Annotated in this window: 22 protein-coding genes; 7 read left to right on the plus strand and 15 right to left on the minus strand. The window is 74.0% G+C overall.

Annotated features, from left to right (window positions below; all coding sequences use genetic code 11):
• Positions 1 to 11: 11 nt before the first annotated feature.
• From QF032_RS06325 to QF032_RS06365, 9 genes are all read right to left on the minus strand, one after another.
• Complete coding sequence (locus QF032_RS06325; protein WP_307055291.1) at positions 12 to 1,262, minus strand: ketosynthase chain-length factor; 1,251 nt, start codon at positions 1,260 to 1,262, stop codon at positions 12 to 14.
• Complete coding sequence (locus QF032_RS06330; RefSeq protein ID WP_307040799.1) at positions 1,259 to 2,527, minus strand: beta-ketoacyl-[acyl-carrier-protein] synthase family protein; 1,269 nt, start codon at positions 2,525 to 2,527, stop codon at positions 1,259 to 1,261. Before QF032_RS06330 ends, QF032_RS06325 begins: the two co-directional genes overlap by 4 nt.
• Positions 2,524 to 2,967 carry a cupin domain-containing protein gene (locus QF032_RS06335; RefSeq protein WP_307040801.1) on the minus strand — a complete coding sequence of 148 codons (444 nt, stop codon included), beginning with the start codon at positions 2,965 to 2,967 and terminating at the stop codon, positions 2,524 to 2,526. The genes QF032_RS06330 and QF032_RS06335 overlap by 4 nt, the downstream gene beginning before the upstream one ends.
• A 72-nt stretch (positions 2,968 to 3,039) precedes the next feature.
• Positions 3,040 to 4,197 (minus strand): SchA/CurD-like domain-containing protein, encoded by a 1,158-nt coding sequence (locus QF032_RS06340; RefSeq protein WP_306954450.1) that lies wholly within the window; start codon positions 4,195 to 4,197, stop codon positions 3,040 to 3,042.
• A 136-nt stretch (positions 4,198 to 4,333) separates the two neighbouring features.
• Complete coding sequence (locus QF032_RS06345; protein WP_373430300.1) at positions 4,334 to 5,092, minus strand: class F sortase; 759 nt, start codon at positions 5,090 to 5,092, stop codon at positions 4,334 to 4,336.
• 115 nt (positions 5,093 to 5,207) lie between these two features.
• Positions 5,208 to 5,330 carry a hypothetical protein gene (locus QF032_RS06350; RefSeq protein WP_307055292.1) on the minus strand — a complete coding sequence of 41 codons (123 nt, stop codon included), beginning with the start codon at positions 5,328 to 5,330 and terminating at the stop codon, positions 5,208 to 5,210.
• A gap of 348 nt (positions 5,331 to 5,678) precedes the next feature.
• Positions 5,679 to 7,334 (minus strand): FAD-dependent oxidoreductase, encoded by a 1,656-nt coding sequence (locus QF032_RS06355; protein WP_307040805.1) that lies wholly within the window; start codon positions 7,332 to 7,334, stop codon positions 5,679 to 5,681.
• 169 nt (positions 7,335 to 7,503) lie between these two features.
• Positions 7,504 to 8,496: an anti-sigma factor RsbA family regulatory protein gene (locus QF032_RS06360; protein WP_307055294.1), complete on the minus strand. Its 993-nt coding sequence runs from the start codon at positions 8,494 to 8,496 to the stop codon at positions 7,504 to 7,506.
• A complete protein-coding gene (locus tag QF032_RS06365) occupies positions 8,493 to 8,849 on the minus strand; it encodes an STAS domain-containing protein (RefSeq protein ID WP_307055296.1) in 357 nt (118 codons plus the stop codon). Before QF032_RS06365 ends, QF032_RS06360 begins: the two co-directional genes overlap by 4 nt.
• Positions 8,850 to 9,054: 205 nt before the next feature.
• On the opposite strand from QF032_RS06365, the gene QF032_RS06370 reads away from it, so the two are divergent.
• From QF032_RS06370 to QF032_RS06380, 3 genes are all read left to right on the plus strand, one after another.
• Complete coding sequence (locus QF032_RS06370) at positions 9,055 to 9,693, plus strand: DUF6629 family protein (RefSeq protein WP_307055297.1); 639 nt, start codon at positions 9,055 to 9,057, stop codon at positions 9,691 to 9,693.
• A 118-nt stretch (positions 9,694 to 9,811) separates the two neighbouring features.
• Positions 9,812 to 11,500, plus strand: coding sequence for a sigma-70 family RNA polymerase sigma factor (locus tag QF032_RS06375; RefSeq protein ID WP_307055299.1), 1,689 nt, complete (start codon positions 9,812 to 9,814; stop codon positions 11,498 to 11,500).
• Positions 11,501 to 11,976: 476 nt separating this feature from the next.
• Entirely contained in the window at positions 11,977 to 13,647 is a 1,671-nt protein-coding gene (locus QF032_RS06380) for a purine-cytosine permease family protein (protein WP_306954441.1), read from the plus strand.
• 54 nt (positions 13,648 to 13,701) lie between these two features.
• On the opposite strand, the gene QF032_RS06385 is transcribed toward QF032_RS06380, so the two are convergent.
• Positions 13,702 to 14,988, minus strand: coding sequence for a glycoside hydrolase family 16 protein (locus QF032_RS06385; RefSeq protein WP_307055301.1), 1,287 nt, complete (start codon positions 14,986 to 14,988; stop codon positions 13,702 to 13,704).
• Between the two features lie 420 nt (positions 14,989 to 15,408).
• On the opposite strand from QF032_RS06385, the gene QF032_RS06390 reads away from it, so the two are divergent.
• Together QF032_RS06390 and QF032_RS06395 are read left to right on the plus strand one after the other, a co-directional pair.
• On the plus strand, positions 15,409 to 16,488 hold the full coding sequence (locus QF032_RS06390; protein WP_307040817.1) for an NUDIX domain-containing protein: 1,080 nt from the start codon (positions 15,409 to 15,411) through the stop codon (positions 16,486 to 16,488).
• A 228-nt stretch (positions 16,489 to 16,716) separates the two neighbouring features.
• Complete coding sequence (locus tag QF032_RS06395) at positions 16,717 to 17,964, plus strand: phosphodiester glycosidase family protein (RefSeq protein WP_373430301.1); 1,248 nt, start codon at positions 16,717 to 16,719, stop codon at positions 17,962 to 17,964.
• A 63-nt stretch (positions 17,965 to 18,027) separates the two neighbouring features.
• Here the strand turns inward: QF032_RS06395 and QF032_RS06400 are convergent, their stop codons facing one another.
• The 5 genes from QF032_RS06400 to QF032_RS06420 form a co-directional block, all read right to left on the minus strand.
• The gene (locus QF032_RS06400) at positions 18,028 to 18,222 is read right to left on the minus strand and encodes a hypothetical protein (RefSeq protein WP_306954438.1); all 195 of its coding nucleotides are present in this window, start codon (positions 18,220 to 18,222) and stop codon (positions 18,028 to 18,030) included.
• Between the two features lie 163 nt (positions 18,223 to 18,385).
• Positions 18,386 to 19,462 carry an acyl-CoA dehydrogenase family protein gene (locus QF032_RS06405; RefSeq protein WP_307040820.1) on the minus strand — a complete coding sequence of 359 codons (1,077 nt, stop codon included), beginning with the start codon at positions 19,460 to 19,462 and terminating at the stop codon, positions 18,386 to 18,388.
• A complete protein-coding gene (locus tag QF032_RS06410) occupies positions 19,459 to 20,643 on the minus strand; it encodes an acyl-CoA dehydrogenase family protein (RefSeq protein ID WP_307055302.1) in 1,185 nt (394 codons plus the stop codon). Before QF032_RS06410 ends, QF032_RS06405 begins: the two co-directional genes overlap by 4 nt.
• A complete protein-coding gene (locus QF032_RS06415) occupies positions 20,640 to 21,611 on the minus strand; it encodes an NADPH:quinone oxidoreductase family protein (protein WP_307040824.1) in 972 nt (323 codons plus the stop codon). Before QF032_RS06415 ends, QF032_RS06410 begins: the two co-directional genes overlap by 4 nt.
• Before the next feature lie 86 nt (positions 21,612 to 21,697).
• Positions 21,698 to 22,270, minus strand: a complete 573-nt coding sequence (locus QF032_RS06420; protein WP_306954432.1) for a helix-turn-helix domain-containing protein — start codon at positions 22,268 to 22,270, stop codon at positions 21,698 to 21,700.
• Positions 22,271 to 22,414: 144 nt separating this feature from the next.
• Between QF032_RS06420 and QF032_RS06425 the strand changes: the two genes are divergently transcribed.
• The gene (locus QF032_RS06425; RefSeq protein WP_307040828.1) at positions 22,415 to 23,953 is read left to right on the plus strand and encodes an ATP-dependent DNA ligase; all 1,539 of its coding nucleotides are present in this window, start codon (positions 22,415 to 22,417) and stop codon (positions 23,951 to 23,953) included.
• Entirely contained in the window at positions 23,950 to 24,423 is a 474-nt protein-coding gene (locus QF032_RS06430; protein WP_307040830.1) for an NUDIX domain-containing protein, read from the plus strand. Before QF032_RS06425 ends, QF032_RS06430 begins: the two co-directional genes overlap by 4 nt.
• Positions 24,424 to 24,493: the final 70 nt, after the last annotated feature.

Raw genomic sequence — 24,493 nt, forward strand, 5'->3', positions numbered from 1 at the left:
GCGACGCCCCGCTACGAGGCGTCGGCGACGCCGTGCCGCAGCACCAGCGCCGAGTTGGAGCCCATGAGCCCCCGGCTCAGGACCAGGGCCGTGCGCACCTGCGCGGTACGGGCGCGGCCGGTCACGAGGTCGAGGTCATGGCAGATGTCGAAGACGTTGGGAGTGGGCGGGATCAGGCCGTGCTCCATGGCGAGCACCGCCGCCGCGGTGTCCATCAGCGGCGCCGCGCAGTAGCCGCGGCCGATACCGGTCTTGGGCGCGGTGACGGGCACCCGGGCGCCGTGCGGGCCGAGTGCGTCGACGATGGCCAGGGCCTCGGCGCGGTCCGCCGCCGGGACGCCGAGCGCGTCGGCGAAGACCACGTCGATTTCCTCCGGGGCGCAGTCCGCCTCCTCCAGTGCTCCCCGGATCGCCTCGGCGAGGCCCTGCCGGGACTCCTCCCAGCGGGAGGCGCCGGTGAAGGTGGCAGCGTGCCCGGCGAGGAAGGCCCGCACCCGCGCGCCGCGCGCCCGGGCGGTCTCCGCCGCCTCCACCACGACCATGGCGCCGCCCTCGGCCGGTACGAACCCGCAGGCCGCCGACGTGAACGGGCGGTAGGCACGGGCCGGGTCGTCGACCGTGCTGAGTTCCTCGTAGCCGAGCTGGCAGACCATCGAGTACGGCGCGATCGGCGCCTCGGTCGCGCCGGCCACGATCACGTCGGTGCCGCGCCGCACGGCCCGCGCCGCGTGGGCGAGGGCGTCGAGGCCGCCGGCCTCGTCGGCGGCGACGACCGAGCAGGGGCCCTTGAACCCGCGGCGAATGGAGATCTGTCCGGTGCTGGCGGCGTAGAACCAGGCGATGGACTGGTACGGGCCGACGTAACGGCTCCCCAAGCTCCACAGCTGCTGGAGCTCGCGCTGGCCGAACTCGCCGCCGCCGGAGCCGGCCGCGGTGACCACGCCGACGGAGTACGGCGCGGCGTCGGTCTCCGGCCGGCCGAGGCCGGCGTCGTCCAGCGCGAGGTCGGCGGCGGCCATCGCGAAGTGCGTGAACCGGTCGGTCTGGACGAGGTAGCGCTCCTCGATCGCCGCCGACGGGTCGAAGTCGCGGACCTGGCCGGCCACCCGCAGCGGGAGGTGCTCACAGCCCTCGCGGGTGATCCGCTCCAGGACGCTGATGCCCTCCTTCGCGGACTTCCAGAAGGTCTCGGTGCTGGCTCCGTTGGGCGCGACCACGCCGATTCCCGTGACGGCCGCGCGCCGTGGCAGGGGTTCGCTCATCGTGTCTTCTCCCTCGGCCGGTTCATGACCACCGCGGACTGGAATCCGCCGAACCCGCTGCCCACCGAGAGCACGCTGGAGAGCTTGCGCTCACGGGCCACGCGCGGGACGTAGTCCAGGTCGCACTCGGGGTCGGGCGTCTCGTAGTTCGCGGTCGGCGGTACCACCTGGTGCGCCAACGCCAGGACACAGGCCACGAGTTCGATCGCTCCGATGGCGCCCAGGGAGTGGCCCACCATCGACTTGATGGAGCTCATGGGGGTGTCGTAGGCGTGCCGGCCCAGGACCCGCTTCACCGCGGCGGTCTCGTGGCGGTCGTTCTGCTTGGTGCCCGACCCGTGCGCGTTGACGTAGTCGACCGCGCAGGCGTCGGTCCGCGCGTGGTCGAGGGCGTCCTCGATGGCCCGGGCCATCTCCAGGCCCTCACCGGTCAGGCCGGTCATGTGGTACGCGTTGCCGTAGGTGGCGTACCCGCCGAGCTCGCAGTACACGTGCGCGCCACGGGCCCGCGCGTGCTCCAGCTCCTCCAGGACGAGCACCGCGCCGCCCTCCCCCATCACGAACCCGTCGCGGTCGGCGTCGAAGGGACGCGAGGCGTGCGCGGGGTCGTCGTTGTTGCAGGAGGTCGCCTTGATCGCGTCGAAGCAGGCCATGGTGATCGGGGAGATCGGCGAGTCCGAGGCGCCGGCTATGCAGATGTCGGCCCGGCCCTCCTGCACCGTGTGGAAGGCGTACCCGACGGCGTCGAGGCCGGAGGTGCACCCCGTGGAGACGGTCTGCACGGGCCCCCGCGCACCGAACCGCTCGGCCACCGTCGAGGCGAGGGTGCTGGGCGTGAACGCGCGGTGCAGCTGCGGGGCGGCCTGCCGATGGTCGACGTCCCAGCGCTGTCCGTGATGGCTGACCAGCACGTAGTCGTTCTCCAGCCGGGTGGTCCCGCCGACCGCGGTGCCCAGGGAGACGCCGACCCGCCACGGGTTCTGCGCAGCGAGGTCGAGACCGGCGTCGCGGACCGCCTCGTCGCCGGCGACCATGGCGAACTGGATGTAGCGGTCGCAGCGTTCGACGTCCCCGGCGTCCAGTCCGTGCGCCGCCGGGTCGAAGTCGCACTCGGCGGCGATCCGCGACCGCAGACCGGCCGGGTCGAAGAACGTGATGCCCCGCGTCGCCGTGCGGCCCTCGACGAGGAGGTTCCAGAACGCGGGGACGCCTATGCCGCCGGGGGCGACGATGCCTATGCCGGTGACCGCCACCCGTCTCGTCATGACCGGACCTGACGTCGGCCGGCGGCCTCGGCGCCGACCACCACGGCCTCGGCGCCGGTCCCCTCGGTGTCGACGTGGCCGAGCGGCGGGCTCGGGGCCAGCGGGCCGAGGTGGAAGACCATCCGGGCCTCCACCTTGCCGACGTTGCGGAAGCGGTGGCGCATGCCGAGCGGGATCAGCAGACCCTGCTCGGGCTGCAGCGCCTGGGCCTCGCCGTCGAGGTCGACCTCCAGCTGCCCGCACACGACGTACACGAACTCCTCGGAGTACGGGTGGTAGTGCTCACCGATGCGGTCGCCGGGCTTGATGATGGCCACGCCCATGAAACCGCTGGTCGAGCCGACGGTGGCAGGGGTGAGCATGGCGCGCAGGTCGCCGCCGCGGCGGGTGTTGGGCTCGACCTCGCTGAGATCCACGACTCTGGGACGGGATGTGATCACGACGTTCCTCCGATGGTGTACTGCACCGAGGTGGGCGGGGCGGGTCGCCGCCCCGGCCCACGTGATGGCGGATCAGGCGTCGGGCGACCGACGGTCGGTGACGAGGTCCATGCGCGCGCGCTCGAGGAACCGCGCGAGCGGGGCGTCCTTCGCGCCGGCCGGGGCCGCGCCGGCGACGCCTTCGGCAAGGGTCGTCAGCTCGGCGGCCTGCGCGGGGTCGGAGAGGCCGAGGGCCTGGCCGGGGTCGGCGCCGTCGAGTCCGCCGCGCACGTCGATCAGCCGTACGACGACGTCGTCGCGCTGGAAGATCGTGCTGCGCAGCACCGGGTTGCGCGGGTCGTCGGCCGCCGCCTCGTCCTGCCGGGCGAGCAGTTCGGCCAGCTTCATGCCGCGGTCCGGCCGGGCCGGGTAGTACAGGGCGTACCGCTCGGCCTGGGGGTCCTGCCGGTCCGCCGTCACATGGTGGACGGCGGGCAGCGCGGCGCGGGTGAAGAAGACCCGCGCGGACTCGGGGTCGTTGAGGTCCCGGTCCTGCTCCAGATAGGGGTTGATGGCCTCCTCGACGGCCCGCACCTCGGGCTGGCGGGAGACGTGGCGCAGCGCGGACAGCAGGTCGCCCCGCACCTCGATGGCCCGTACCACGCGGTTGCCGTGCATGAACAGCGAAGTGCGGCACAGCCGGGTGGTATCGTCGACCTGCGGCTCGGGCGAGGCGTAGTCGGCCAGGATCTTGGCGACGATGTCCTCGCTGCCCGGCTTGACGGTGAAGGTGAGCGCGTGGCGGATCACGCCGTCGCCGATCCGGGGCGAGGTCTGCAGCCGCCGGCCGTTCGCCTTCGCGTCCGCCGCGGGTCCGCCGGTCTCGCGGACCACGTGGAAGCGCAGCGACCTGGTGTCGCGGACGCAGCTGTGCAGCGGCTCCACCATCCGCACGTGTTCCTCGCTGTTCACCCAGGCGAGGAACGGCGGCGCGCTCTCCCACTCGCTGGTGATGAGCCACTGGGAGGGGTTCTCGATGGACTGGCACAGCTGGTCGCTCACGTGCCCGGGGACGGACGCGACCTGGTTGCAGAGCTGCTCGTAGGCCTCCAGGAACTGCTGCTGGGCGCCGTCGTAGACGTCGACCAGCAGGACGACCCGGAGCCGGGAGCCGTCGAACACGGACTGGGAGACACGTTGCGACGCCTGTCGCGCCCGCGAGCCTGCAACACGTTCGGACGTGGTGGTCATCCTGCGCACATCTCCTTCACGGAGGGGGAAGGGAACGTCGGCCGCGTGATGCGACGTCAGCGTTCCTCGATCGTGTGCCCGTCCCCGTGAGCGCGCGACCGGGGATGAACTACGTGGGTGACTGGGCGGGCCGACGTCACAGGAGATGCGCGAAGACCACCAGGTTGTCCGTGTAGTCCTTGGCCCGGCGGTCGTACTCCCCCGCGCAGGTGATGAGCCGCACCTCGGCGTCGGGTGTGTCGCCGTACACGCGTTCGTCGGGGAAGTCGTCCTTTTCGAACGTCTCCACGCTGTCCACCCGGAAGGACGGCTTGCTGCCGTCGGCCCGCCGGACCTGGAAGACGTCGCCCTCGGTGAGCGAGCTGAGCCCGGCGAAGACGGCGGGGGACGTCTTGGTGTCGACGTGCCCGGCGATGATCGCGGTGCCCGCCTCGCCGGGAGAGGCGCCCTTGGCGTGCCAGCCGACCAGGTTGACGTCGTCCGCGGGGGGCGGGTCCAGCCGGCCGCTGCGGCCGATGGCGAGGTCGGTGAAGGGCGCGTCGACCGAGATCTTCGGGATGAGCAGGCGTACCGGTCGCGATCGGCGCAGGTGCCTGCCCGACGGCTCCTCGTCACGGGCGCGCGACGAGGACGGGGCCGGTGGCGCGTCGGCACGGGTGGCCGGACCGGAGGCGGCGGGCGGGGCGTGCGGGGGGCGTCCGGCGCCGGACGACGGCTCGTTGCCGCCGCACAGACTGATCGCGAGGAAGACGGCGACGGTGGCGCAGAGCATCATCACGCCGGTGCGGGAGCCTCCCTCCGCCGACTGCGCGGAAGGCGCGGAGGCGTCGGGCGCGTCGGAGGACGAAGGGGAGGAAGAGGGAGGAGGGGAGGACGGTGACGGGGGGACTGCCATAGGTGGAACACCTCATTCGGGCGCGGCAGCGGGGCGGGCGGGTGCGGGGAGCGGGCCGGGCCGCCGCACGGCTACGCGGGCGGCGGCCGCGGTTTCGCTATCGCGTCCGGCATGGTCAGGCCGCGTCGGCGGCGGTCCGGCGGCGCAGGGCGCACAGGCCCGCGCCGGCGACGGCGAGGACGGCGAGTCCGGCCGCGGTCACCGAGGGGCCGGCGAGGGCGCCGCCGCCGGTGTGCATGCCGCCGTGCGGTCCTTGGTGCTCCCCCCCTGCCGTGCTCGTCCTTACCGTGCTCTGCCTTGCCGTGGTCCTCCTTGCCGGACCAGGAACCCTCCTCCTCGCTGACGGAGGAGCCGTGGTCCGGGTCCACGCCGGCCGCGTGGGCGCCCGGGGCGCCGAGGGCGAGGGCGGCCGAGACCGCCGCGGTGGCCAGGATCATCCGGGCAGTGCGCATCTGATGGCCTTTCCGTCACGGCCGGGCAACCGACACCTCGTCAGCTCGTCCGACCCGACCGGGACGTGATCAACCGTCAGCCGACGGTCGCCGCGGCACCACTCGGGACGTTCACACGGGTGAAGGACGCCGGGTCAGCCCAGCCCCAGACCGGTCTGCAGGACGCGGCGCAGCGTGGACTCGGCGTCCGGGTCCGGCCCCGGCGACCGCCAGGCGACGAACCCGTCGGGCCGTACCAGCACGGCGCCGCCGCGGGGCGTGCCGTGGCGCTCCGCCCAGTCGGCGTCGCCCTCGGGCGTGAGGTCGGCGTCGGGGCCGTCGCCCATCCGGTACGACTTGAGCGGCAGCGACAGCTCCCGGGCGAGGCGGCCGGCGGCCTCGTGCCAGCCGCTCGGCCGGGCGGCGTCGCTGAGCAGGACCAGGGACCGCTCGTAGAGGTCCAGGGTGGAGATCCGTTCGTCCCCGCGCCGCACCCACAGGTGGGGTGCCCGGCTGCCGGGTGCGCCGCTCAGGTCGAGGCTCTCCGGGACGACCGGGACCGTGTCGTCGGCGCCGACGACGGCGCCCTGCGGGTAGCGGTAGCCGAGGGCCACGTTCAGGATGCCGCGCTGCGGGCCGCCCCCGGAGCCGGGCGGCGGGGCGAAGCCGGGGTGGCTGTGCTCGGCCGACCGGGCGGCGGCGCGGGCGCTGGTGGCCTCCGCGACGGGGCGGCGCTCGGCGTCGTAGGTGTCGAGCAGCTCGTCCCCCGCCCAGCCGTCGAGCACGGCGGCCAGCTTCCAGGCGAGGTTGTGCGCGTCCTGGATGCCGGTGTTGGAGCCGAACGCCCCGGTCGGCGACATCTCGTGCGCCGAGTCGCCGGCCAGGAACACCCGGCCGGACCGGTAGCTGCGGGCGACGCGCTGGGCGGCGTGCCAGGGCGCCTTGCCGGTGATCTCCACGTCGAGGTCGGCGACCCCGACCGCGCGGCGGATGTGCTCGACGCACCGCTCGTCGGTGAACTCCTCGAGCGTCTCACCGTCTTCGGGGTGCCAGGGAGCGTGGAAGACCCAGTTCTCGCGGTTGTCCACCGGCAGCAGGGCGCCGTCGGCGTCCGGACTGGTCAGGTAGCAGACGATGAACCGGCGCTCTCCCACGACGTCGGCGAGGCCCCGGGAGCGGAAGGTGAGGCTGACGTTGTGGAACAGGTCGCCGGGGCCGCTCTGCCCGATGCCGAGCTGCTCCCGGACGGGGCTGCGAGGGCCGTCGGCGGCGACGAGGTAGTCCGCGCGGACGGCGAGGTGCTCGCCGGTCTCCCGGCTCTTGGCCACCGCGCTGACGCCGTGGGCGTCGGCCTCGAACGACATGAGTTCGGTGGAGAAGCGCACGTCGCCGCCGAGCCGTCGGGCGTGCTCGAGCAGCACCGGCTCCAGGTCGTTCTGGCTGCACAGGCACCAGGAGCTGGGGCTGAAGCGGGCCAGGCCGCCACCCGGGTCGATGTCCCGGAACAGCCATTCGCCGGCGTCGCCGACGAGGGTCGGCGCCTGCAGGATGCCGTGGTTGTCGGCCAGCGTGGCCGCCGCGTCCTGGATCCCCCGCTCCACGCCCGCCACCCGGAACAGCTCCATCGTGCGGACGTTGTTGCCGCGGCCGCGCGGATGGATGGAGGTGCCGGCGTGGCGCTCCACCAGCAGGTGCGGCACTCCCAGCCGTCCGAGGAACAGCGAGGTCGCCAGACCCACCAGGGAGCCGCCGACGATGAGGACCGGGACCCTGAGGGTGGGGGGACCGGCCTGTCCGGCTCGTTCGTTCATCACTCTCGCCTCCAGCGCGTCGTGTCCGCCGACCCGGCCGGATACGGCGGAGACCACATGCATGCCCCGTGGAGCTGACGGCGCTTCAGGCTTCACCCGGCTGCGTCGCGGCGCGGAAGGGCCGCCGCGGTCGCGCGGCCGGCCCGGAGGAGGCGGAGCGTTCGCGCCCTCAGCGACCGACGCGGCCGACGCGGCCGACGCGGCCGAGGGGGTCGGCATCGCCGAGGCGGTCCACCCGGTCGAGGTAGAAGCGAACGGTCGTCCCGTCGTCGGCGGTGTGCGTCCGCACCAGGTCGGCCACGTAGTGCACCAGCATCAGGCCCCGGCCGCCGATCTGACCGTGCTCGGGCGGCCTGCGGCCGGCCAGCGGGTCGATCATCCGGCCCGCGTCCCGGACCTCGCACACGACCTGTCCCCCGTCCGCCCAGACGGCGAGCGTTCCGCGTCCTCCGCCGTGCACCACGCTGTTGGTCGTCAGCTCCGCCACCGCCAGCTCGGCGTCGGTCAGCCGCTGCCCCGCCAGGCCCAGCCGTCCGGCCGCGTCGGCCGCGAAGGCGCGGGCCGCGGCCAGCTCCTGCGCGCCGAAGGAGAACGTCGCGGCGTCCGGCACGGGCGGCAGCGGCCGGTTGTAGCGGGCGACGACGGAACGCCAGTCGTAGACGTCGCTCGCCGACTCCGTGTCGCCGGTCAGTACGGTCGGGTGGGTGATGCGCGCGTCGGCCAGCACCTCTTCGTCCAGGCGGGTCTCGTCGTAAGGGCACAGGACGGTCACCGCCCGGCCCTCGAAGGCCGCGTTGATCAGGGCCTCGTGCTGTGCGCACGCGGGGTACTCCAGGGCGCTGCGGCCCGGCCAGACCGGCTCGCCGATGATCCGCACCCGGCCGTGCCGGTGGCCGTCGGCGAATCCGCGGAGCACCTTGGGAATGATCCGGCCCGGGTTGCGGCCCGCCTCGGCCATGTCCAGCAGGAGGACGGCCCGCGCGTCCGCGCCGAGGGCCTCCCTGATCAGCTCGAGGTTGGGGCCGGGCACGGCCACCGCGACCGGCTCGCCGACGTCCAGGCCCTCCTGGACGAACGACACCGTCCGGTCCACGTACTCCCGCGCGGAGCGGTAGAACAGCGCGGGGTGCTCGAACTTCTCGTGGATCGCGACCGTGCTCATCGCGGCGACACCTCGATCCGGTGCAGGCCCGGCCAGAACAGGCTCAGCACCCTCGAAACCTGCGGCGGCGGATGCTCGACGACCACCCGGCCTCCGGGCAGGCCCAGGGCCGTGACGGCGAGCGCCGCGACTCCGGCCACGTCCACGAACCCGACCTCCGACAGCTCCACGTAGGACACGTCGGCGTGTCGCCGGGCCAGGCCCGCCAGGGCCTCTTCCCACGGTGAGCGGGTGACCGAGCTGATCTCGCCCCGGGCCCGGATGCCGGGCCGGCCGGGCAGCGGAATCACCTCCAGTACGGCGGTCCCGCCGTGCGGCAGCCCGAATCCGCCCGCTCTCTGCGGGGCGTTCACCACCCGCGGCCTCCTTCGCTGTGCGCCGGCGTGTCCCGGCGACCGTGCGGCCGTCGGCCGCCGCCTTCTCTCGGACCGCCCTTGGGCGGCCCCTACCCGTCCACGGCAGCCTAACGCCGCTCCTGCGGGTGCGTTGCGGCAACCGGACGTAGCGTGGCATGCACGGGGCAACGCAGGCGGAGGACGGTCGAACCCTGGGGACGCGATGTGCTGGAGCGCGACGGCCGATGTGGTGGCGGGTGCCGGGCTGCTCGCCCTCGGCGGGGTCGGCGTGGCGCGGGTCCGCGGCCGCCGGGACCTTCCGCTGGCCGCGCTGCCGCTGCTCCTCGGGGCGCACCAGATCGTGGAGGCCCTCGTCTGGGACGCGGGCGGGGGCGGCGGAGCCGCCACCGTCGTCTGGACCGTGATCGCGCTGCCGCTGCTGGCGGTGTGGGTGCCCGCGGGGGTGTGGTGCGCGGCCCCGCCGTCCGCCCGGCGCGGCGCCTCGTTCGCGCTGGCCGTCGGCCTCGCGACCGCCGTGCCGCTCGCGTACGGCATCGCCGCCGGTTCGGTGACCGCCGAGATCCGCGGGCACCGGGTCGGCTACCTCGTCGATCTGCCGTACCCGCCGGTCCTGGTCGCGGGCTATCTGGTGGCGACGGTCGGTGCGCTGCTCCTGTCGGGCGACCGCCGGCTGCGGGCCCTGGGCGCGGTGGTCGCCGTGGGGGCGGCGGGGTGCTTCGCGCTGTGGCGGCTGGAGTTCGTGTCCACCTGGTGCGCCTTCGCCGCGGTGTGCTCGGTGCTGCTGCTCGGCTGGACCCGCGCGCCCCGCCCCGCCCGGTCGCGTCGCGGTGAGGTGAGGTGAGGTGAGGTGAGTCACATCTCTGGCCGATCGCAACTTTAGTTGAAAGTTCTGGCATCTAGGCTCACACAGCCTTCCGCGGAGCCTTCCGCCCCTCGCCCGGCGACTGGAGCCTTCCTCCATGACCGACAGGTCTTCCACGGTGCCCGCCCCGCCCTCCAAGGCCACCGGCGCCACTACTGACGCTGCCGCTGCCGCCACCGCCGAGTACTCCCGGATCTACGCGGAGCAGCAGCCCCGGCTCGTCGCGTACGCCCGCTCGCTCACCAGGAACGCCTGGACCGCCGAGGACCTCGTCGCCGAGGCCCACTTCCGTGTGTGGCGCCGGCTGGCCGCGGGGCACGAGATCGACAACGTGCCGGCCTACCTGCGGACGACGGTGCGGCATCTCGCGATCGCGTCCGGGACCACGACGCGCGAGGCCCCGAGCGACCCGCAGGCACAGGACCGGGCAGAGACGGGCACGCACGGGGAGGATCCGGCCGAGCGGGTGGCCGGCATCGATCTGGTGGTCCGGGTGCTGGGCCAGTTGCCGGAGCGCTGGGCGAAGGCGCTGTGGCTGGCGGAGGCGGAGGGGCAGCCGCTGGCGGCGATCGGGCCGCAGCTCGGCACCAAGGACGGTGCGACGGCCGTCCTCCTGCACCGGGCGCGCGAAGGCATGCGCCAGGCCTTCCTCCGGGCGCAGACCGGCGCTCCGGACGACCCCGCGTGCCAGGTCCACTGGGCCCGGATGCCGGCGTACGTCCGTGGCGCCGCGACCGCGCGCCAGAGCGAACGGCTGCTCGGGCACGTGGACTCGTGCGACGCGTGCCGGACGGCGCTCGCCGCGCTGATGAGCGCCAACGACCGGTTGCCCGCGTTCGTCGGCCCGGCCCTGCTCGTCCTCGCCCTGGGCGGTGGCGCCAAGTTCCTGCCGGTCTTCACCGCGGCGCCGGCCGGCGCGACCGGCCTGGTCGGCGGCCACGGTGCGGGCGTGCTGCACGGGATGCGTCATGCCGTGTCGGCCGGTGCCAGGACACCCGCGGCGACGGCGGGCGCGCTCGTGGTGGGCGCCGCCGTGGCGTGTCTCGTCCTCGGCTGGCCGGACTCCGCGCCGGCGCCGCACCCGCCGGCGGCCGGGGCGCCGGCGGCCGAAGCCCCGCTCGACCGGGGTCCGGTGGCCGGGACAGCGGTGTCACCGCCGCCGTCACCGACCGCGGCGCGGGCCGAGGACGCCGGCCCTTCGGCGCAGGAGACCGACGTCGAGGGAGCGGCCCCGCGCGCACCGGAGAGGGTCGGCGCGCCGCGGGGCGGCACCGGCGCGGCCGACCAGGCGGCGCGACAGCCCGCGCCCGCCGCGGAACCCGCGGCGCGACCCACACCCGCTCCGGCGGACGAGACTCCTGCGGAGCCCCCGCAGAAGACGCCGCGCGACGACGTCCCCGGTGGCACGCCCGGCACGCCGGAACCCACCCCGCCCGCCGACCGTCCCGATCCCGAGCTCCCGCAGACGACGGACCCCGAACCCGACGATCCGCACCCCGCCGGTGAGGTCGGGCACAACGGTGACGACGGGCACGACGGGCCGGGAAAAGGCGGGCACGACGGTGCCGGAGGCGGGCACGGGAAAGGCGGGCACGGGAAAGGCCCGAAGGGCCGCGACCAGGGCTCCGAGGCCGGCCGACCCGGCTGCCCGGCCGGCCCCTCGCCCACCGGACGCGGAAACTCGCCGGACCCGCGTCCGCAGCCGCACCCACGTCCACAGGCCGGGGCGGCCCCGGATCGCGAAGCCGGCCACCACGACGCCCCACGCGCAGCGCGCCCGCGCTGAACGGTGTCCCGAGACCCGAGACCCGGGACCCGGGACGCCGGCCGGCGGACCGGATTCAGACGAGGGCCGCCGCCGTCAGCGCGGCGGCCTCGCCACCAGGGGGTTGTCCGTGGGCCCCGCCGGCTCGCGCTTGGTCGACCGCGCTCCTTCCACCTGACGCGTGCATCTGCTTCTCCGCGTACAACCGCTTCACCCCGTGCATTCCGTACGTTCCCCGGGTCGTGATCTCTGTTACGCCACCCCGTACGGGGCGGCGACAGGCCGGGTTCGGGCCGCTCAGCGCCACCCGACCGCCGTGCCCGCGGCTCGACTTGACGTTCACGAGCGGTGAGCGCGGAAACCTGCCGTTCACCGCCTGATGGACCGGGGGAAACACGCGGTTCCTAGCATCCGGTCGAGCACGCCGGGACACCGTCCCGCTCCTCCACCGCCTCCGCAGTCCGGGGATCCCCGCCCCGGCTCTCGAAGGGCTGATCATGACGACCACCGAGTCATCCCCCACCGCCCTGCCGACGTCCCCCACCAGTCAGGCGACGAAGGAGACCCTGGAGGACTACACCCTCCGCTTCGCGCCCCGCAGTTACCGCCGCTGGACTCCCATGGTCGTCGCGACGACCGCCCTCGGCGGGATCGCCTACATGGCCGACTTCTCCATCGGCGCCGGCATCGGACTCGCCCACGGCACCGGCAACGCGCTCGTGGCGATCGCCGTCGCCGCGGTCGTCATCTTCGTCACCGGCTTCCCGCTCGCCTACTACGGCGCCCGCTACAACATCGACCTGGACCTGATCACCCGCGGCTCCGGCTTCGGCTACTACGGCTCGGTGCTGACCAGCGTCATCTTCGCGAGCTTCACCTTCATCTTCTTCGCCCTCGAGGGCTCGATCATGGCGCAGGGCCTGAAACTGGGGCTCGGACTCCCCCTGTGGCTGGGCTACCTGGTCTCCACGCTGATGGTGATACCGCTGGTGATCTACGGCATGAAGGCGCTCAGCAAGCTCCAGGTGTGGACGACACCGGTCTGGCTGCTGCTGATGGTCGGCCCGCTGGTCTACCTGGTCGCCACCGACCCGGGCACGGTCGACCGCTTCCTCGCCTACGCCGGCACCGACGGCGAGGGCGGGGTCGACACCGCGTCCGTGCTGCTGGGCGCGGGCGTGTGCCTGTCGCTCATCGCGCAGATCGGCGAGCAGATCGACTACCTGCGTTTCATGCCGCCCAAGACCGAGGCGAACAAGCGCAGTTGGTGGACCGCCGTCATCATGGCCGGACCCGGCTGGGTGATCCTCGGCGCGCTCAAGCAGGCCATCGGCGTGTTCCTCGCCGTGTACATCATCGCCGAGGTCGGCGCGGACGCCGCGCCCGAGCCGATCCAGCAGTTCAAGGGCGCGTTCGACGCGATGATGCCGTCCTGGCTCGTGATCCCGCTGGCCGTGGCACTCGTCGTGATCAGCCAGATCAAGATCAACGTGACCAACGCGTACTCCGGCTCGCTGGCCTGGACCAACTCCTTCACCCGCGTCACCCGGCACTACCCCGGCCGCATGGTCTTCGTCCTGGTCAACCTCGGCTTCGCGCTGGCTCTGATGGAGGCCGACATGTTCAGCTTCCTCAACGACATCCTCGGCTTCTACTCGAACTGCGCCATCGCCTGGGTGGTCACCGTCGCCACCGACATCGGCGTCAACAAGTACCTGCTGAAACTGTCGCCGCTGCAGCCGGAGTTCCGCCGCGGCATGCTGCACGCCGTGAACCCGGTGGGCGTCGTCGCCTTCGTCGCCGCGTCCGGTCTCTCCATCGCGATGTACTTCCACGCCCTCGGCGACACGCTCCAGCCGTACTCGCCCGTCGCCGCGGCCGTCATCGCTTTCGTCCTCACCCCCTTCATGGCCGCCGTCACCAAGGGCCGGTACTACCTGCGCCGCGCGGAGGACGGCATCGACGAGGCCCTGCTCGACGCCGACGGCAACCCGGCGGCGACGACGTACGACTGCCATGTCTGCCACCAGCCCTACGAGCGCCCCGACGTGGCCGCCTGCCCGACCCACGACGCGGTCGTCTGCTCCCTGTGCCTGAGCACGGACAAGACGGGCGACCACGTGCTGCCCGAACAGGCTCCGGCGATCCGAGCCGTCACCCGGCAGTGACGAGGGGCCGCCCGGCTCCCCCGCGTGCCGTGCGGCCGTGCGGGAACCACGTGGTCATCGGGTCACCGTCCATTTCTGCTGGGCCGCGCCGGTGCAGGTCCAGATCCGCAGCCGGGTGCCGTTTGCGGAGCCGCCGCCCGCGGCGTCCAGGCATTTGTTCGCCTGCGGGTTGACGACGTCCCGGGCGGCGGGGAGGGCCCACTGCTGGGCCGCGGTGCCGTTGCAGTCCCAGAGCTGGACGGGGGTGCCGTCCCCCGTGCCGCCCGAGGCGACGTCGAGGCACTTGCCGAGCGCGCGGATCGTGCCGTCGGTTCCCACCGCCCACCGCTGGGCGGCGGTGCCGTTGCAGTCGTACAGCTGCACGGCCGTGCCGTTGGCGGGGCTCGCCCCTGCCACGTCCACGCACCTGCCGCCGATCCCGGTGATCGGGCCGGCACCCGGCCGGGCGGTGCCGGTGCTGACGCGGACGTGGTCGACCACGAGCTGCTGAGGGAACGCCGTGCCGCCGTCGGGGTCGCCGGGCCAGTAGCCGCCGACCGCCAGGTTGAGGATCAGGAAGAAGGGCTTGTCGAAGACCCATCGCCGTCCGCCCAGGTCGGCTGGGGTCCGCCGCTGGTAGACGGCGCCGTCGACGGACCAGGTGACCGCGTTCGGGCTCCAGTCGACGGCGAAGGTGTGGAAGGCGTCGGCGAACGCCTGTCCCCCGGGCAGGGTGTACCCGGCGCCGATGCCGCCGGAGCCCGAGTAGCCCGGTCCGTGCAGCGTCCCGTGCACCGTGGACGGCTCGAAGCCCACGTTCTCCATGACGTCGATCTCGCCCGAGTCGGGCCAGCCGACGCGGCCGATGTCGTCGCCGAGCATCCAGAACGCGGGCCACATGCCCTGGCCGCGCGGGATCTTCATGCGGGCCTCGACGTGGCCGTACGTCGTGGTGAACCGGCCGGCCGTGTTCAGCCGGGCGGAGGTGTACTCGCACCGCCCGTACCAGCAGGCGTAGTCGCCGGGGTTCTCCCGTCGCGCGGTGACCACCAGGTGTCCTTGTCCGTCGAGGGCGGCGTTGCGGTTGCCCGCGGTGTAGTACTGCCGCTCGTGGTTGTCGGCGTTGTCACCGGTCTCGGTCTGCCATTTCGTCCCGTCCACGGCCGCGCCCGCCGGCCCGTCGAACTCGTCGGCGAACGTGACGGCCGCCGCCGCCCGGGCCGCGGGAGCCCCGACGGAGCGTGCCGCGGGTTCCGCGGCGGAGGGTGACGCGCCGTGCGCCGGCAGGGCGGACAGCGAGGCGAAGGCCATGAGCGAGGCGAGGGAGACCAGCAGGCGCCGGGTCGGGCGCGGAGAGTTCATGACTCTCCCTTCAGGGCACGAAGGGCCGACTAGGCATGCCCATGACAGATCACGAAGGGCCGCGGCCGAGGAGCGGGCCGCCGAATGCCGTGCCGACCGGACGGGGGGGTGGGTGAACCGGCCGTGACCAAGGCTTAGTTCACTACCTGATTTAAGAAGTGAGCAATACAAGTGTCAAGAGTTTGGTATGGACCAGTTGCACCGGCGTCCGGGGGCCGGCGGCAGACGACGACCCCGGTGCGGCGAATGGCCGACCATGACGGCGCTGGGTGGCCGTCACCGTCGACGCCTTCCACCGCGTGTCCGTCCTCAGCGAGCGTCCGTGCGCTGAGCCGATCGGGGTCGGGAGGTTGGCCGTCGGCGCGTCCGGTAAGAATCGTGGGGTCCGCTGACCGTCGTCCGCCTCTGGAGGTCCCGTCCATGCCCCACTCCGACGCCCGCGGCGCACGGGAGTTCGTGGACCCGGAGCCGCAAGGTGCGCCGTTCGACTGGGGGTTGCCCGGCCCGGGACCCGACGAGGCGTTCCTGGGCGAGCTGACGGGGCGGCGCGTGCTGGACCTCGGCTGCGGAACGGCCCGTCGCGCCGCCCGGCTCGTGCGGGCCCACGGCGCCGTCGTCGACGCCGTCGACCCGGCGGCGGACGCGATCGGACACGCCCGTGCCGGACACGGGTCCCTGCCCGGGCTTCGGCTCTTCCATCGCGCCCTGGACGCGCATCTGCGGACCGCCGAGCCCTACGACACGATCTACTCGGCGGGCGGCGTCCCGGCCGGCGATCTGCGCCGGCTGCTGCCCTCGCTGGCCACCGCGCTCGTCCCCGGGGGGACCCTCTGCCTCTCCGTGCCTGCCGGTGACCCGACGCCGGCCCGGCCCACGGTCCCGCCGTCGGCCCACCCGAAGACGCCCGCCCCCGACGCGTGGGACACGCTGCTCGCCGAACACGGGCTGCGCGTGGAGGAGACGGTCACGGTGCGCGCGTCCGGCCCCGCGGGCCGGAACGGCTACCGCCTCGTGCGGGCCCGGCGTCCCCTGCGCGTCCGCGCCCGCCCTCGCGGCGGCCGGCCGCCCGCGGCGCACGCCGCGATCGGCGTCGGCGCCATCGTGCACGGCCCCCGCGGACTGCTCCTGGGCCGCCACCGCCGGGGCACGTGGGAACTGCCCGGCGGCACGGTGGAACCCGGCGAGTCCCTGCGGGACACGGTCGTGCGGGAGTTGCGCGAGGAGACCGGGCTGCGGGCCGCCCCGTCCGGCGTCCGACTGCTGGGCACGCTCGTCGACGAGGCCGGCGGCATCGTGCGGATGACGGTCGGCGCCGTGGTGACCCGCTGGGAGGGCGAGCCGGCCGACCAGCCGGACGAGAGCGTCGGCGACTGGCGCTGGTACTCCCTCGACCGCCTGCCGCCGTCCCTGTTCGAGTGCAGCGCCCAGTCCCTCACCGCGTGGCGGCCGGACCTGCCGATCGACCACGCCCCGGCCCACTTCACGCCCTACAGCCCCTGACGGGACGGCGGTACGCATCAGGCGCCCGCCGCCGACCCCGGGCGTCGGGCGCGGATGCGGCGGGGGCGGGCGATAGCACAAAGGCGGCCACGGCGCGGCCGAACGGCGGAGCGAGTCACCCGGAATCGTGCCTTTCCTCACCCGTTCTCGTGGACTCCCCGTCCACCTCCCGCGGGTCGTTCCCGCAGGTCGTGGGAGAGTGACGGCCGGAATCGGACAGGGGGGCCTGTGACGCTTCGACAGAAACGGTCCGGGGCAGCCGGAACGCCTCCGCGCCGGAGGTTCCCGGCGCTGTCCGCCGCCCTGGCCCTCGTGGCCGGTGCGACGCTCGCGGGAGCGGCCCCGGCCCACGCCACGACCTGGACCGGCGTGGCGCCCGGCGTGACGTACCGTCAGTACGACCTGGCCGCGGCCGCCGGGACGGCGCACGCCCACGTGCTCGGCGTCGACCTCGCCGACCCCCGTGTCCGCCTCGGCCTGTTGTACCCGGGGGTGATGACCGCCCGCTCGACCGTCTCCTCGCTGGCCGGCCGGCAGGGGGCCGTCGCCGGCGTCAACGGCGACTTCTTCGACATCACCGAGGCGCAGCACCCGGGCGTCGCGGCGACCGGGGCGAGCGTCGGTCCGGCGGTCGCCGGCGGGAGGGCGTTGAAGGGCGCGGTCCCGAACGCGCAGCGGTTCGGTCCCACGCCGCCGCCGGGAGCGGACACCAGGGCCGTGGTCGGCGTCGGCGCCGACGGCAGGGCGAGGCTGGACAGCCTGACCCTGGACGGCTCGTACACCGTCGAGGGCCGGCGCATGCCGCTGGGCGGCGTCAACCAGTACGCGCTGCCGGAGAACTCGGTCGGCGCGTACACCCCGGAGTGGGGCGACGTCTCGCGCCGGCGGGCCGTCTGCGGCTCGGACACCGCGCGGGCCGCGCCGTGCGGCAGCCGCACCTACGAGGTGACGCTGAAGAGGGGCCGGGTGGTGTCGGCCTCGGTCACGCCCGGCAGCGGCGCGATCGCCGCCGGCAGCACGGTCCTCGTCGGACGGGAGGCGGGCGCCCACCGCCTGAGGAGGCTCGTCGCGGGGCAGCGGGTGGCGGTGCGCTACGCGCTGGCGTCCGCGTCGAGGTCGGCCTACCGTTTCGCCGTCGGCGGCTTTCCGGTGCTGTCGGGCGGCCGGCCGCTCGCCGGTCTCGACGCGTCGGTCTCCGCGGTGCGCACGGCCGTCGGCATCGGCGACGGCGGACGGCGGGTGTTCCTGTTCACGCTGGACGGCGCCGCCCGGTACCGCGGGGGTCTGACGATCTCGGAGGTCGCCGCCGCCCTCAGGAGCCTCGGCGCGACGGAGGGCTTCAGCCTGGACGGCGGCGGATCCTCGACCCTGGTGGCCCGTCCGCCGGGCGCGGCCGCCGGGGTCACCGTGCGCAACCATCCGTCCGACGGGGCGGAGCGTCCCGTGGCGAACGGCGTCGGGGTCTTCGTCAGCTGACCCGGGACCACCGGACGCGCCCGGTGATCCCGGCGCCCCTGATGGTCCCGGCGCCGCGGAGCCTCACGGCCGCAGGCCGCCGACGATGTCTGCCGTCGCCGTGAGGCCGCCGGCGATGGTGGGAGCCATGCTCGTGCCGGCCAGGAGGAACCCGAGCAGCAGACAGACCAGGGCGTGCGAGACCTTCAGTCCGCCGTTGCGCATGAAGATCACCGCCAGAACCAGCAGCAACAGCACCAGGGAAATCGAAACGGCCACCGTCAACCTCCTCCACGTCCGTTTTCACAGCGTTCGGCCGCAAGTGTGGCGTAGCGGAGGTTTCGTCCGGGTGGCTGACCCGTCCGCCGAAGGAGTGGTGTCACGGAAGAGCCCGCCCCCTGGAACACCTCTGGGGGCGGGCCTCACCGGGTGACGGCCGGGGTCAGGGGGCCCGCAGGTCGACGAGTTCGGCGACGGCCGCGCGGTGGGCGCCCGCGGTGCCGTAGGCGATCGAGTCGGCCTTGGCCCGCTTGAGGCACAGGTGGACGGGGTGCTCCCAGGTCATGCCGAGGCCGGCGTGCAGTTGCAGCGCCTCCTCGGCGGCGCGCACGGCGACTCCCGCCGCGTAGGCCTGCGCGACGGCCGTCGCGAGGTCGGCGTCCTCGCCGTTCGCCAGCGCGTCGGCCGCGGCGCGGGCGGCGGCCCGGAGGTTGACGACCTCCAGCCACAGCTGCGCCAGCCGGTGCTTGAGGGCCTGGAAGCCGCCGACGGACCGGTTGAACTGCTTGCGCTCCTTCAGGTAACGCACGGTCTCGGTCAACGCCCATTCGGCCAGCCCGAGTTGCTCGGAGGCGAGCAGTCCGGCCCCGGCACGCAGGGCGCGCCGCACGGCGGGTCCGGCGTCGCCGAGCCGCACGCCGGCCGGCGCCCCGGCGAGGGTGACGGTCGCCAGGGGCCGGGTGAGGTCGAACGACACCTGCGGGGTGACCGTCACGGCCGAGGCGTCGACCGCGTACAGGCCTCCGTCGTCCGCGGGCACCAGCAGCAGGTCGGCGGCCACGGCGTCGGCGATGCCGGTCAGCTCGCCGGACAGCAGCCCGTTCTCGAGTCGTACGGCGGGAAAGTCGGCGCCGGGCGCGGTGTGCAGCCCCACGGCGAGCGCTGCGACCGTGGTCGCCGACGCCAGTCGCGCGAGAAGGTCGTCGGCGCCGCACGCCAGCAGCGCCTCGGTGGCCACCACCGCGCTCGTCAGGTAGGGCACGGGCGCGACCGCCCGTCCCAGTTCCTCGAGGACGACGGCCGCCTCCCGGTGCGTGGCGCCCTGTCCGTCCAGTTCCTCCGGGATCAGCAGGCCGGCGAGGCCCATGTCGCCGGTGAGCGTCTTCCACAGGGCGACGTCGTGCGGGGCGTCCGACTCGGTCCGCGCGATGACGCCGGCCGGGTCGAGGCGGTCGGTCAGCAGGTCCCGGACCGCCGACCGCAGCGCCTCTTCCTCTTCGGAGTAGAGAAGATCGGTCATCGGGCGAGGTCCTTCCAGGCGACGTCCTTGTCGGTGCGCGGCTCGGACGGCAGGCCCAGGACGCGCTCGGCGACGATGTTCAGCAGGACCTCGCTGGTCCCGCCCTCGATGCTGTTGCCCTTGGAGCGCAGGTAGCGGTACCCCGCGTCGCGGCCGGTGAAGTCCACGAGCTCCGGGCGGCGCATCGTCCAGTCGTCGTACAACAGGCCTTCCTCGCCGCGCAGTTCCACCTCCAGGCCGCTGATCTCCTGGTTGAGGCGGGCGAAGGCGAGCTTCATGCCGGCGCCCTCGGGGCCGGGCTGGCCCGACGCGAGCTGCTGGCGCAGGCGTTCACCGGTGAGGCGGGCCACCTCGGCCTCCACCCACAGCTTCAGCAGCCGCTGGTGCAGGTCGTGGGTGCGCAGTTCGGGCCGTTCGCGCCATGTCCTGGCGACCGGGCCGATCATGCCGCCCTCGCGGGGCAGCCGCATCCCGCCGATGGCGACGCGTTCGTTGTTCAGCGTGGTCAGCGCGACCCGCCAGCCCGCGCCGACCTCGCCGAGGCGGCGGGTGTCGGGGATGCGCACGCCGGTGAGGAAGACCTCGTTGAACTCGGCCTCGCCGGTGATCTGGCGCAGCGGGCGCACCTCGACGCCCGGGTCGGTCATGTCGCAGAGGAAGTAGGTGATGCCCGCGTGCTTGGGCACGTCCGGGTCGGTGCGGGCGATGAGGATGGCCCAGCGGGCGACGTGGGCGCTGGAGGTCCACACCTTCTGCCCGTTGACGATCCAGTCACCGCCGTCCTCACGGACGGCACGCGTGCCGAGCGCGGCCAGGTCGGAGCCGGCGCCGGGCTCGCTGAACAGTTGGCACCAGACCTCCTCGCCCGTCCACAGCGGCCGCAGGAACCGCTGCTTCTGCTCGTCGGTTCCGTACTTGAGGATCGTCGGCGCGGCCATGCCGAGGCCGATGCCGATGCGCCGGGGGTCGTTGTCGGGGGCGCCCGCGGCCTCCAGCTCGGCGTCGACGACGGCCTGGAGGGAGCGGGGGGCGCCGAGGCCGCCGAGGCCCTCCGGGTAGTGCACCCAGGCGAGCCCCGCGTCGAAGCGGGCCTTGAGGAAGTCCAGCCGGCCGGTCGTGGCGGGCGGGTGGTCCGCCAGCAACTGCGCTGTGCGGCGCTGGAGTTCGGCTGTGTCGGTCATACGGCGGCTCCGATCTGCGGTACGACGGCGACCCGGCCGGTGGTGACGCCGTCGGCGACCCGCTGCACGGCGGCCGCGGCCCCGTCGAGCGGTGTGCGCTCGCTGATCAGCGGCTTGATGGCACCCCGGGCGGCCAGGTCGGTGAGCTGCTCGTGGCAGTGCTGGACCAGCTTGGGGTTCTTCGTGTTGTACAGGCCCCAGTGCAGGCCGAGGATCGCGTAGTTCTTCACCAGCGCGTGGTTCAGCGCGGGGCTCGGGATGGTCCCGCTCGCGAAGCCGACGACCACGATCCGGCCCTCGAAGGCGACGGTCTTGGCGGACTGCGTGTAGGCCTCGCCGCCGACGGGGTCGTAGATCACGTCGGCGCCCCGGCCGCCGGTGGCCTCCTTGACGGCGGCGACGACGTCCTCGGTGTGCCGGTCGATCACCGTGTCGCAGCCCAGTTCCCGGGCGACGGCCGCCTTCCCGGCGCCGCCCACGACGCCGATGACGGTCGCGCCCGCCGCCTTCCCGAGCTGTACGGCCGCGCTGCCGACGCCTCCGGCGGCGGCGTGGACGAGAAGTGTCTCGCCCGCCTCGAGGCGTGCCCTGCGGTGCAGACCGAACCAGCCGGTCTGGTAGCCGATGTGCAGGGCGGCGGCCTCGGCGTCGTCCAGCGACTCGGGGGCGGGCAGCAGGGCGGCGGCGTCCGCGACGGCGTACTCGGCGAAGCCGCCGTGCGGCAGGGCCGGGTTGGCGATCACACGGCGGCCGTCCTCGGTCTCGCCGCAGATCTCCACGCCCGGGGTGAACGGCAGCGGCGGCCGGACCTGGTAGTGGCCCCGGCACATCAGCACGTCCGGGAAGTTGATGTTCGCGGCGCGCACCCTGAGCAGGACCTGGCCGTCGCCGGGCGTGGGCCGCTCCACGTCCGCGAGCCGCATCACCTCGCTCGGCTCGCCGTTCTCGTGCACCTGCCATGCCTGCATGCGGAGCCTCCACGGGACTGCGTCGTCGGACCCTGGTCCCGTGCATACTAAGCGGTCGCTTGTCATTCGGGGAACCGTTGGGTGCGTCACCTCCGCGACGGCCGCGCCCGCACGTGCATCCGTTCGCCCTGCGGCCCGAAGAGGCTGAGGAACTCGGCCGGCCCTTCACCCGTGGATCCGAACCAGTGCGGCACGCGCGTGTCGAACTCCGCCGCCTCCCCCGCCGTCATCACCACGTCGTGCTCCGCGAGCACCACCCGCAGCCGTCCCGACATCACGTACAGCCACTCGTAACCCTCGTGGGTTCGCGGTTCCGGTTCCTCGTCGCGCTGGGGCACCAGCACTTTGAAGGCCTGAAGTCCGCCGGGCTGCCGGGACAGCGGCCAGAAGGTGCGCCCGTGCCGCACCAGGGGCTCGGCGCGCACCCGGGGGTCGCTGACCGGGGGCGCCCCGACCAGTTCGTCCAGCGGCACCTGGTGGGCCTGCGCGATCGGCAGCAGCAGTTCCAGGCTGGGCTTGCGCAGCCCGGACTCCAGCCGCGACAGGGTGCTGACGGAGATGCCGGTCGCGCCGGACAGCGCGGCGAGCGTCACCTCCCGCTCCTTGCGGATCCGGCGGAGCCTGGGCCCGACCTCCGCGAGAACGTCATCGGTAGTCATGTCCCCATCTTGCAGAATCGGCAACACGACCGACGGGGAGCCGCTGACGGCGGACCTCGGCTCGGCCGCCACGGCCGGCGGGACCGGCGGGACCGGCGGGACGGCCGGGGTGTAGTGACCGACTCACCGGTGCACCATGGCTGCATGCTGCTGACCCGGCTCGCCGACGTGTCCCGGGAGGTCGCCGCCGTCCCGGCGCGCTCCCGCAAGATCGCCCTGCTCGCCGAACTCTTCCGGGAGGCGGACGCGGAGGACGTCCCCATCGTCATCCCCTACCTGGCCGGACGGCTCCCCCAGGGCCGCCTGGGCGTCGGGTGGAAGGTGCTGAGCCGTCCCGTCGCCCCGGCGGGCGAGCCCACCCTCTCCGTACGGGAGGCGGACGCCCTGCTCACCGAGCTCGGCACGGTGTCGGGCCCCGGATCGCAGGCCGAACGGGCACGGCTGGTGGGCGAGTTGATGAGCGCCGCCACCGCGGACGAACAGCGGTTCCTGCTGGGCCTCATCACCGGCGAGGTCCGGCAGGGCGCACTGGACGCCGTCGCCGTGGAGGGCCTGGCGCAGGCGACCGGCGCGCCCGCGGGGGACGTGCGGCGGGCGGTGATGCTGGCGGGCTCGCTGCAGTCGGTGGCGCGGGCGCTGCTCGCGGACGGACCCGCGGCGCTTCAGTCGTTCCGGCTCACCGTGGGCCGCCCGGTGCAGCCGATGCTGGCGCACACCGCGTCCTCCGTGACCGAGGCGGTCGGCCGGCTCGGCGCGTGCGCGGTGGAGGAGAAGCTGGACGGCATCCGCGTCCAGGTGCATCGCGACGGCGACCACGTGCGCCTGTACACCCGCACCCTCGACGACATCACCGACCGGCTGCCCGAGGTGACCCGTGCGGCGAGGGAGCTGGCGGGCTCGCGTTTCATCCTGGACGGCGAGGTCCTCGCCCTCGACGAGGCCGGCCGCCCGCGTTCCTTCCAGGAGACCGCCGGCCGGGTCGGCTCCCGGGTGGACGTGGCGACGGCCGCTCAGGCGGTGCCGGTCTCCCCCGTCTTCTTCGACGTGCTGTCCGTGGACGGACGGGACCTGCTCGACCTGCCCTTCGCCGAGCGGCACGCGGAACTGGCCCGGCTGGCGCCCGAGCCGATGCGGGTGCGCCGCACCCTCGTGTCCGGCCCCGAGGAGGCCGGAGCGGCGGAGGAGTTCTCCCGGCAGACGCTGCTGCGCGGCCACGAGGGCGTCGTGGTCAAGGCGCTGGACGCGCCCTACAGCGCGGGCCGGCGGGGCGCGTCCTGGCTGAAGGTCAAGCCCGTGCACACGCTCGACCTGGTGGTCCTGGCCGCCGAATGGGGTCACGGGCGGCGCACCGGCAAGCTCTCCAACCTGCACCTCGGCGCCCGCGCGCAGGACGGCGGATTCGTGATGCTCGGCAAGACCTTCAAGGGCATGACCGACGCGATGCTGGCCTGGCAGACGGAGCGCCTGCGGGGGCTGGCCGTCGAGGAGAACGGGTACGTGGTGACCGTCCGCCCCGAACTCGTCGTCGAGGTCGCCTACGACGGACTGCAGCGCTCCTCCCGCTACCCGGCCGGCGTCACCCTGCGCTTCGCCCGCGTGCTGCGCTACCGCGAGGACAAGCGGCCCGACGAGGCGGACACGGTGGAGACCCTGCTCGCCGCCCACCCGCAGGTGCGCCCGTGACCGCGCGCAGAAGTGCCGGCCTGCTGTTGTTCCGGCACGCCGAAGGGGGCCTGGAGGTGTTGCTGGGTCATATGGGCGGCCCCTACTTCGCGAAGAAGGACGCCGGCGCGTGGACCGTCCCCAAGGGCGAGTACGCGTCCGACGAGCCCGCCTGGGAGGCGGCCCGGCGCGAGTTCCGCGAGGAGCTGGGGCTGGAGCCGCCCGACGGTGAGCCGATCGCGCTCGGCGAGGTGCGGCAGACCGGCGGCAAGACCGTCACGGTGTGGGCCGTCGAGGCGGATCTCGACCCGGCCGACGTCGAGCCGGGCACGTTCACCATGGAGTGGCCGCCCCGCTCGGGACGCACCCGGGAGTTCCCGGAACTCGACCGAGTGGCCTGGTACGGCCTGGCACGCGCGCGTGAGGTGATCGTCACGGCGCAGGCCGCGTTTCTGGACCGGCTGGCGGAGCACTCGTCACCGAGCGCCTGAGCGGACGCGTACGCGTTGCGGTGTCCGGTGCGGCGCGCGAAGGTCAAAGCACAGCCAGCTCCCCAGGAGG

The sequence above is a fragment of the Streptomyces achromogenes genome (genome assembly GCF_030816715.1).
Taxonomy (GTDB): Bacteria; Actinomycetota; Actinomycetes; order Streptomycetales; family Streptomycetaceae; genus Streptomyces; species Streptomyces achromogenes_A.

What these genes read in the sequence shown, in the direction of transcription:
- QF032_RS06330 (WP_307040799.1), bottom strand. Translation starts at nt 2,527, where the DNA reads ATGACGAGACGGGTGGCGGTCACCGGCATAGGCATCGTCGCCCCCGGC.
- QF032_RS06390 (WP_307040817.1), top strand. Translation starts at nt 15,409, where the DNA reads ATGCCCCACTCCGACGCCCGCGGCGCACGGGAGTTCGTGGACCCGGAG.
- QF032_RS06375 (WP_307055299.1), top strand. Translation starts at nt 9,812, where the DNA reads ATGACCGACAGGTCTTCCACGGTGCCCGCCCCGCCCTCCAAGGCCACC.
- QF032_RS06405 (WP_307040820.1), bottom strand. Translation starts at nt 19,462, where the DNA reads ATGACCGATCTTCTCTACTCCGAAGAGGAAGAGGCGCTGCGGTCGGCG.
- QF032_RS06380 (WP_306954441.1), top strand. Translation starts at nt 11,977, where the DNA reads ATGACGACCACCGAGTCATCCCCCACCGCCCTGCCGACGTCCCCCACC.
- QF032_RS06340 (WP_306954450.1), bottom strand. Translation starts at nt 4,197, where the DNA reads ATGACCACCACGTCCGAACGTGTTGCAGGCTCGCGGGCGCGACAGGCG.
- QF032_RS06370 (WP_307055297.1), top strand. Translation starts at nt 9,055, where the DNA reads ATGTGCTGGAGCGCGACGGCCGATGTGGTGGCGGGTGCCGGGCTGCTC.
- QF032_RS06425 (WP_307040828.1), top strand. Translation starts at nt 22,415, where the DNA reads ATGCTGCTGACCCGGCTCGCCGACGTGTCCCGGGAGGTCGCCGCCGTC.
- QF032_RS06385 (WP_307055301.1), bottom strand. Translation starts at nt 14,988, where the DNA reads ATGAACTCTCCGCGCCCGACCCGGCGCCTGCTGGTCTCCCTCGCCTCG.
- QF032_RS06345 (WP_373430300.1), bottom strand. Translation starts at nt 5,092, where the DNA reads ATGGCAGTCCCCCCGTCACCGTCCTCCCCTCCTCCCTCTTCCTCCCCT.
- QF032_RS06410 (WP_307055302.1), bottom strand. Translation starts at nt 20,643, where the DNA reads ATGACCGACACAGCCGAACTCCAGCGCCGCACAGCGCAGTTGCTGGCG.
- QF032_RS06355 (WP_307040805.1), bottom strand. Translation starts at nt 7,334, where the DNA reads ATGAACGAACGAGCCGGACAGGCCGGTCCCCCCACCCTCAGGGTCCCG.
- QF032_RS06415 (WP_307040824.1), bottom strand. Translation starts at nt 21,611, where the DNA reads ATGCAGGCATGGCAGGTGCACGAGAACGGCGAGCCGAGCGAGGTGATG.
- QF032_RS06360 (WP_307055294.1), bottom strand. Translation starts at nt 8,496, where the DNA reads ATGAGCACGGTCGCGATCCACGAGAAGTTCGAGCACCCCGCGCTGTTC.
- QF032_RS06350 (WP_307055292.1), bottom strand. Translation starts at nt 5,330, where the DNA reads ATGCACACCGGCGGCGGCGCCCTCGCCGGCCCCTCGGTGACCGCGGCC.
- QF032_RS06325 (WP_307055291.1), bottom strand. Translation starts at nt 1,262, where the DNA reads ATGAGCGAACCCCTGCCACGGCGCGCGGCCGTCACGGGAATCGGCGTG.
- QF032_RS06420 (WP_306954432.1), bottom strand. Translation starts at nt 22,270, where the DNA reads ATGACTACCGATGACGTTCTCGCGGAGGTCGGGCCCAGGCTCCGCCGG.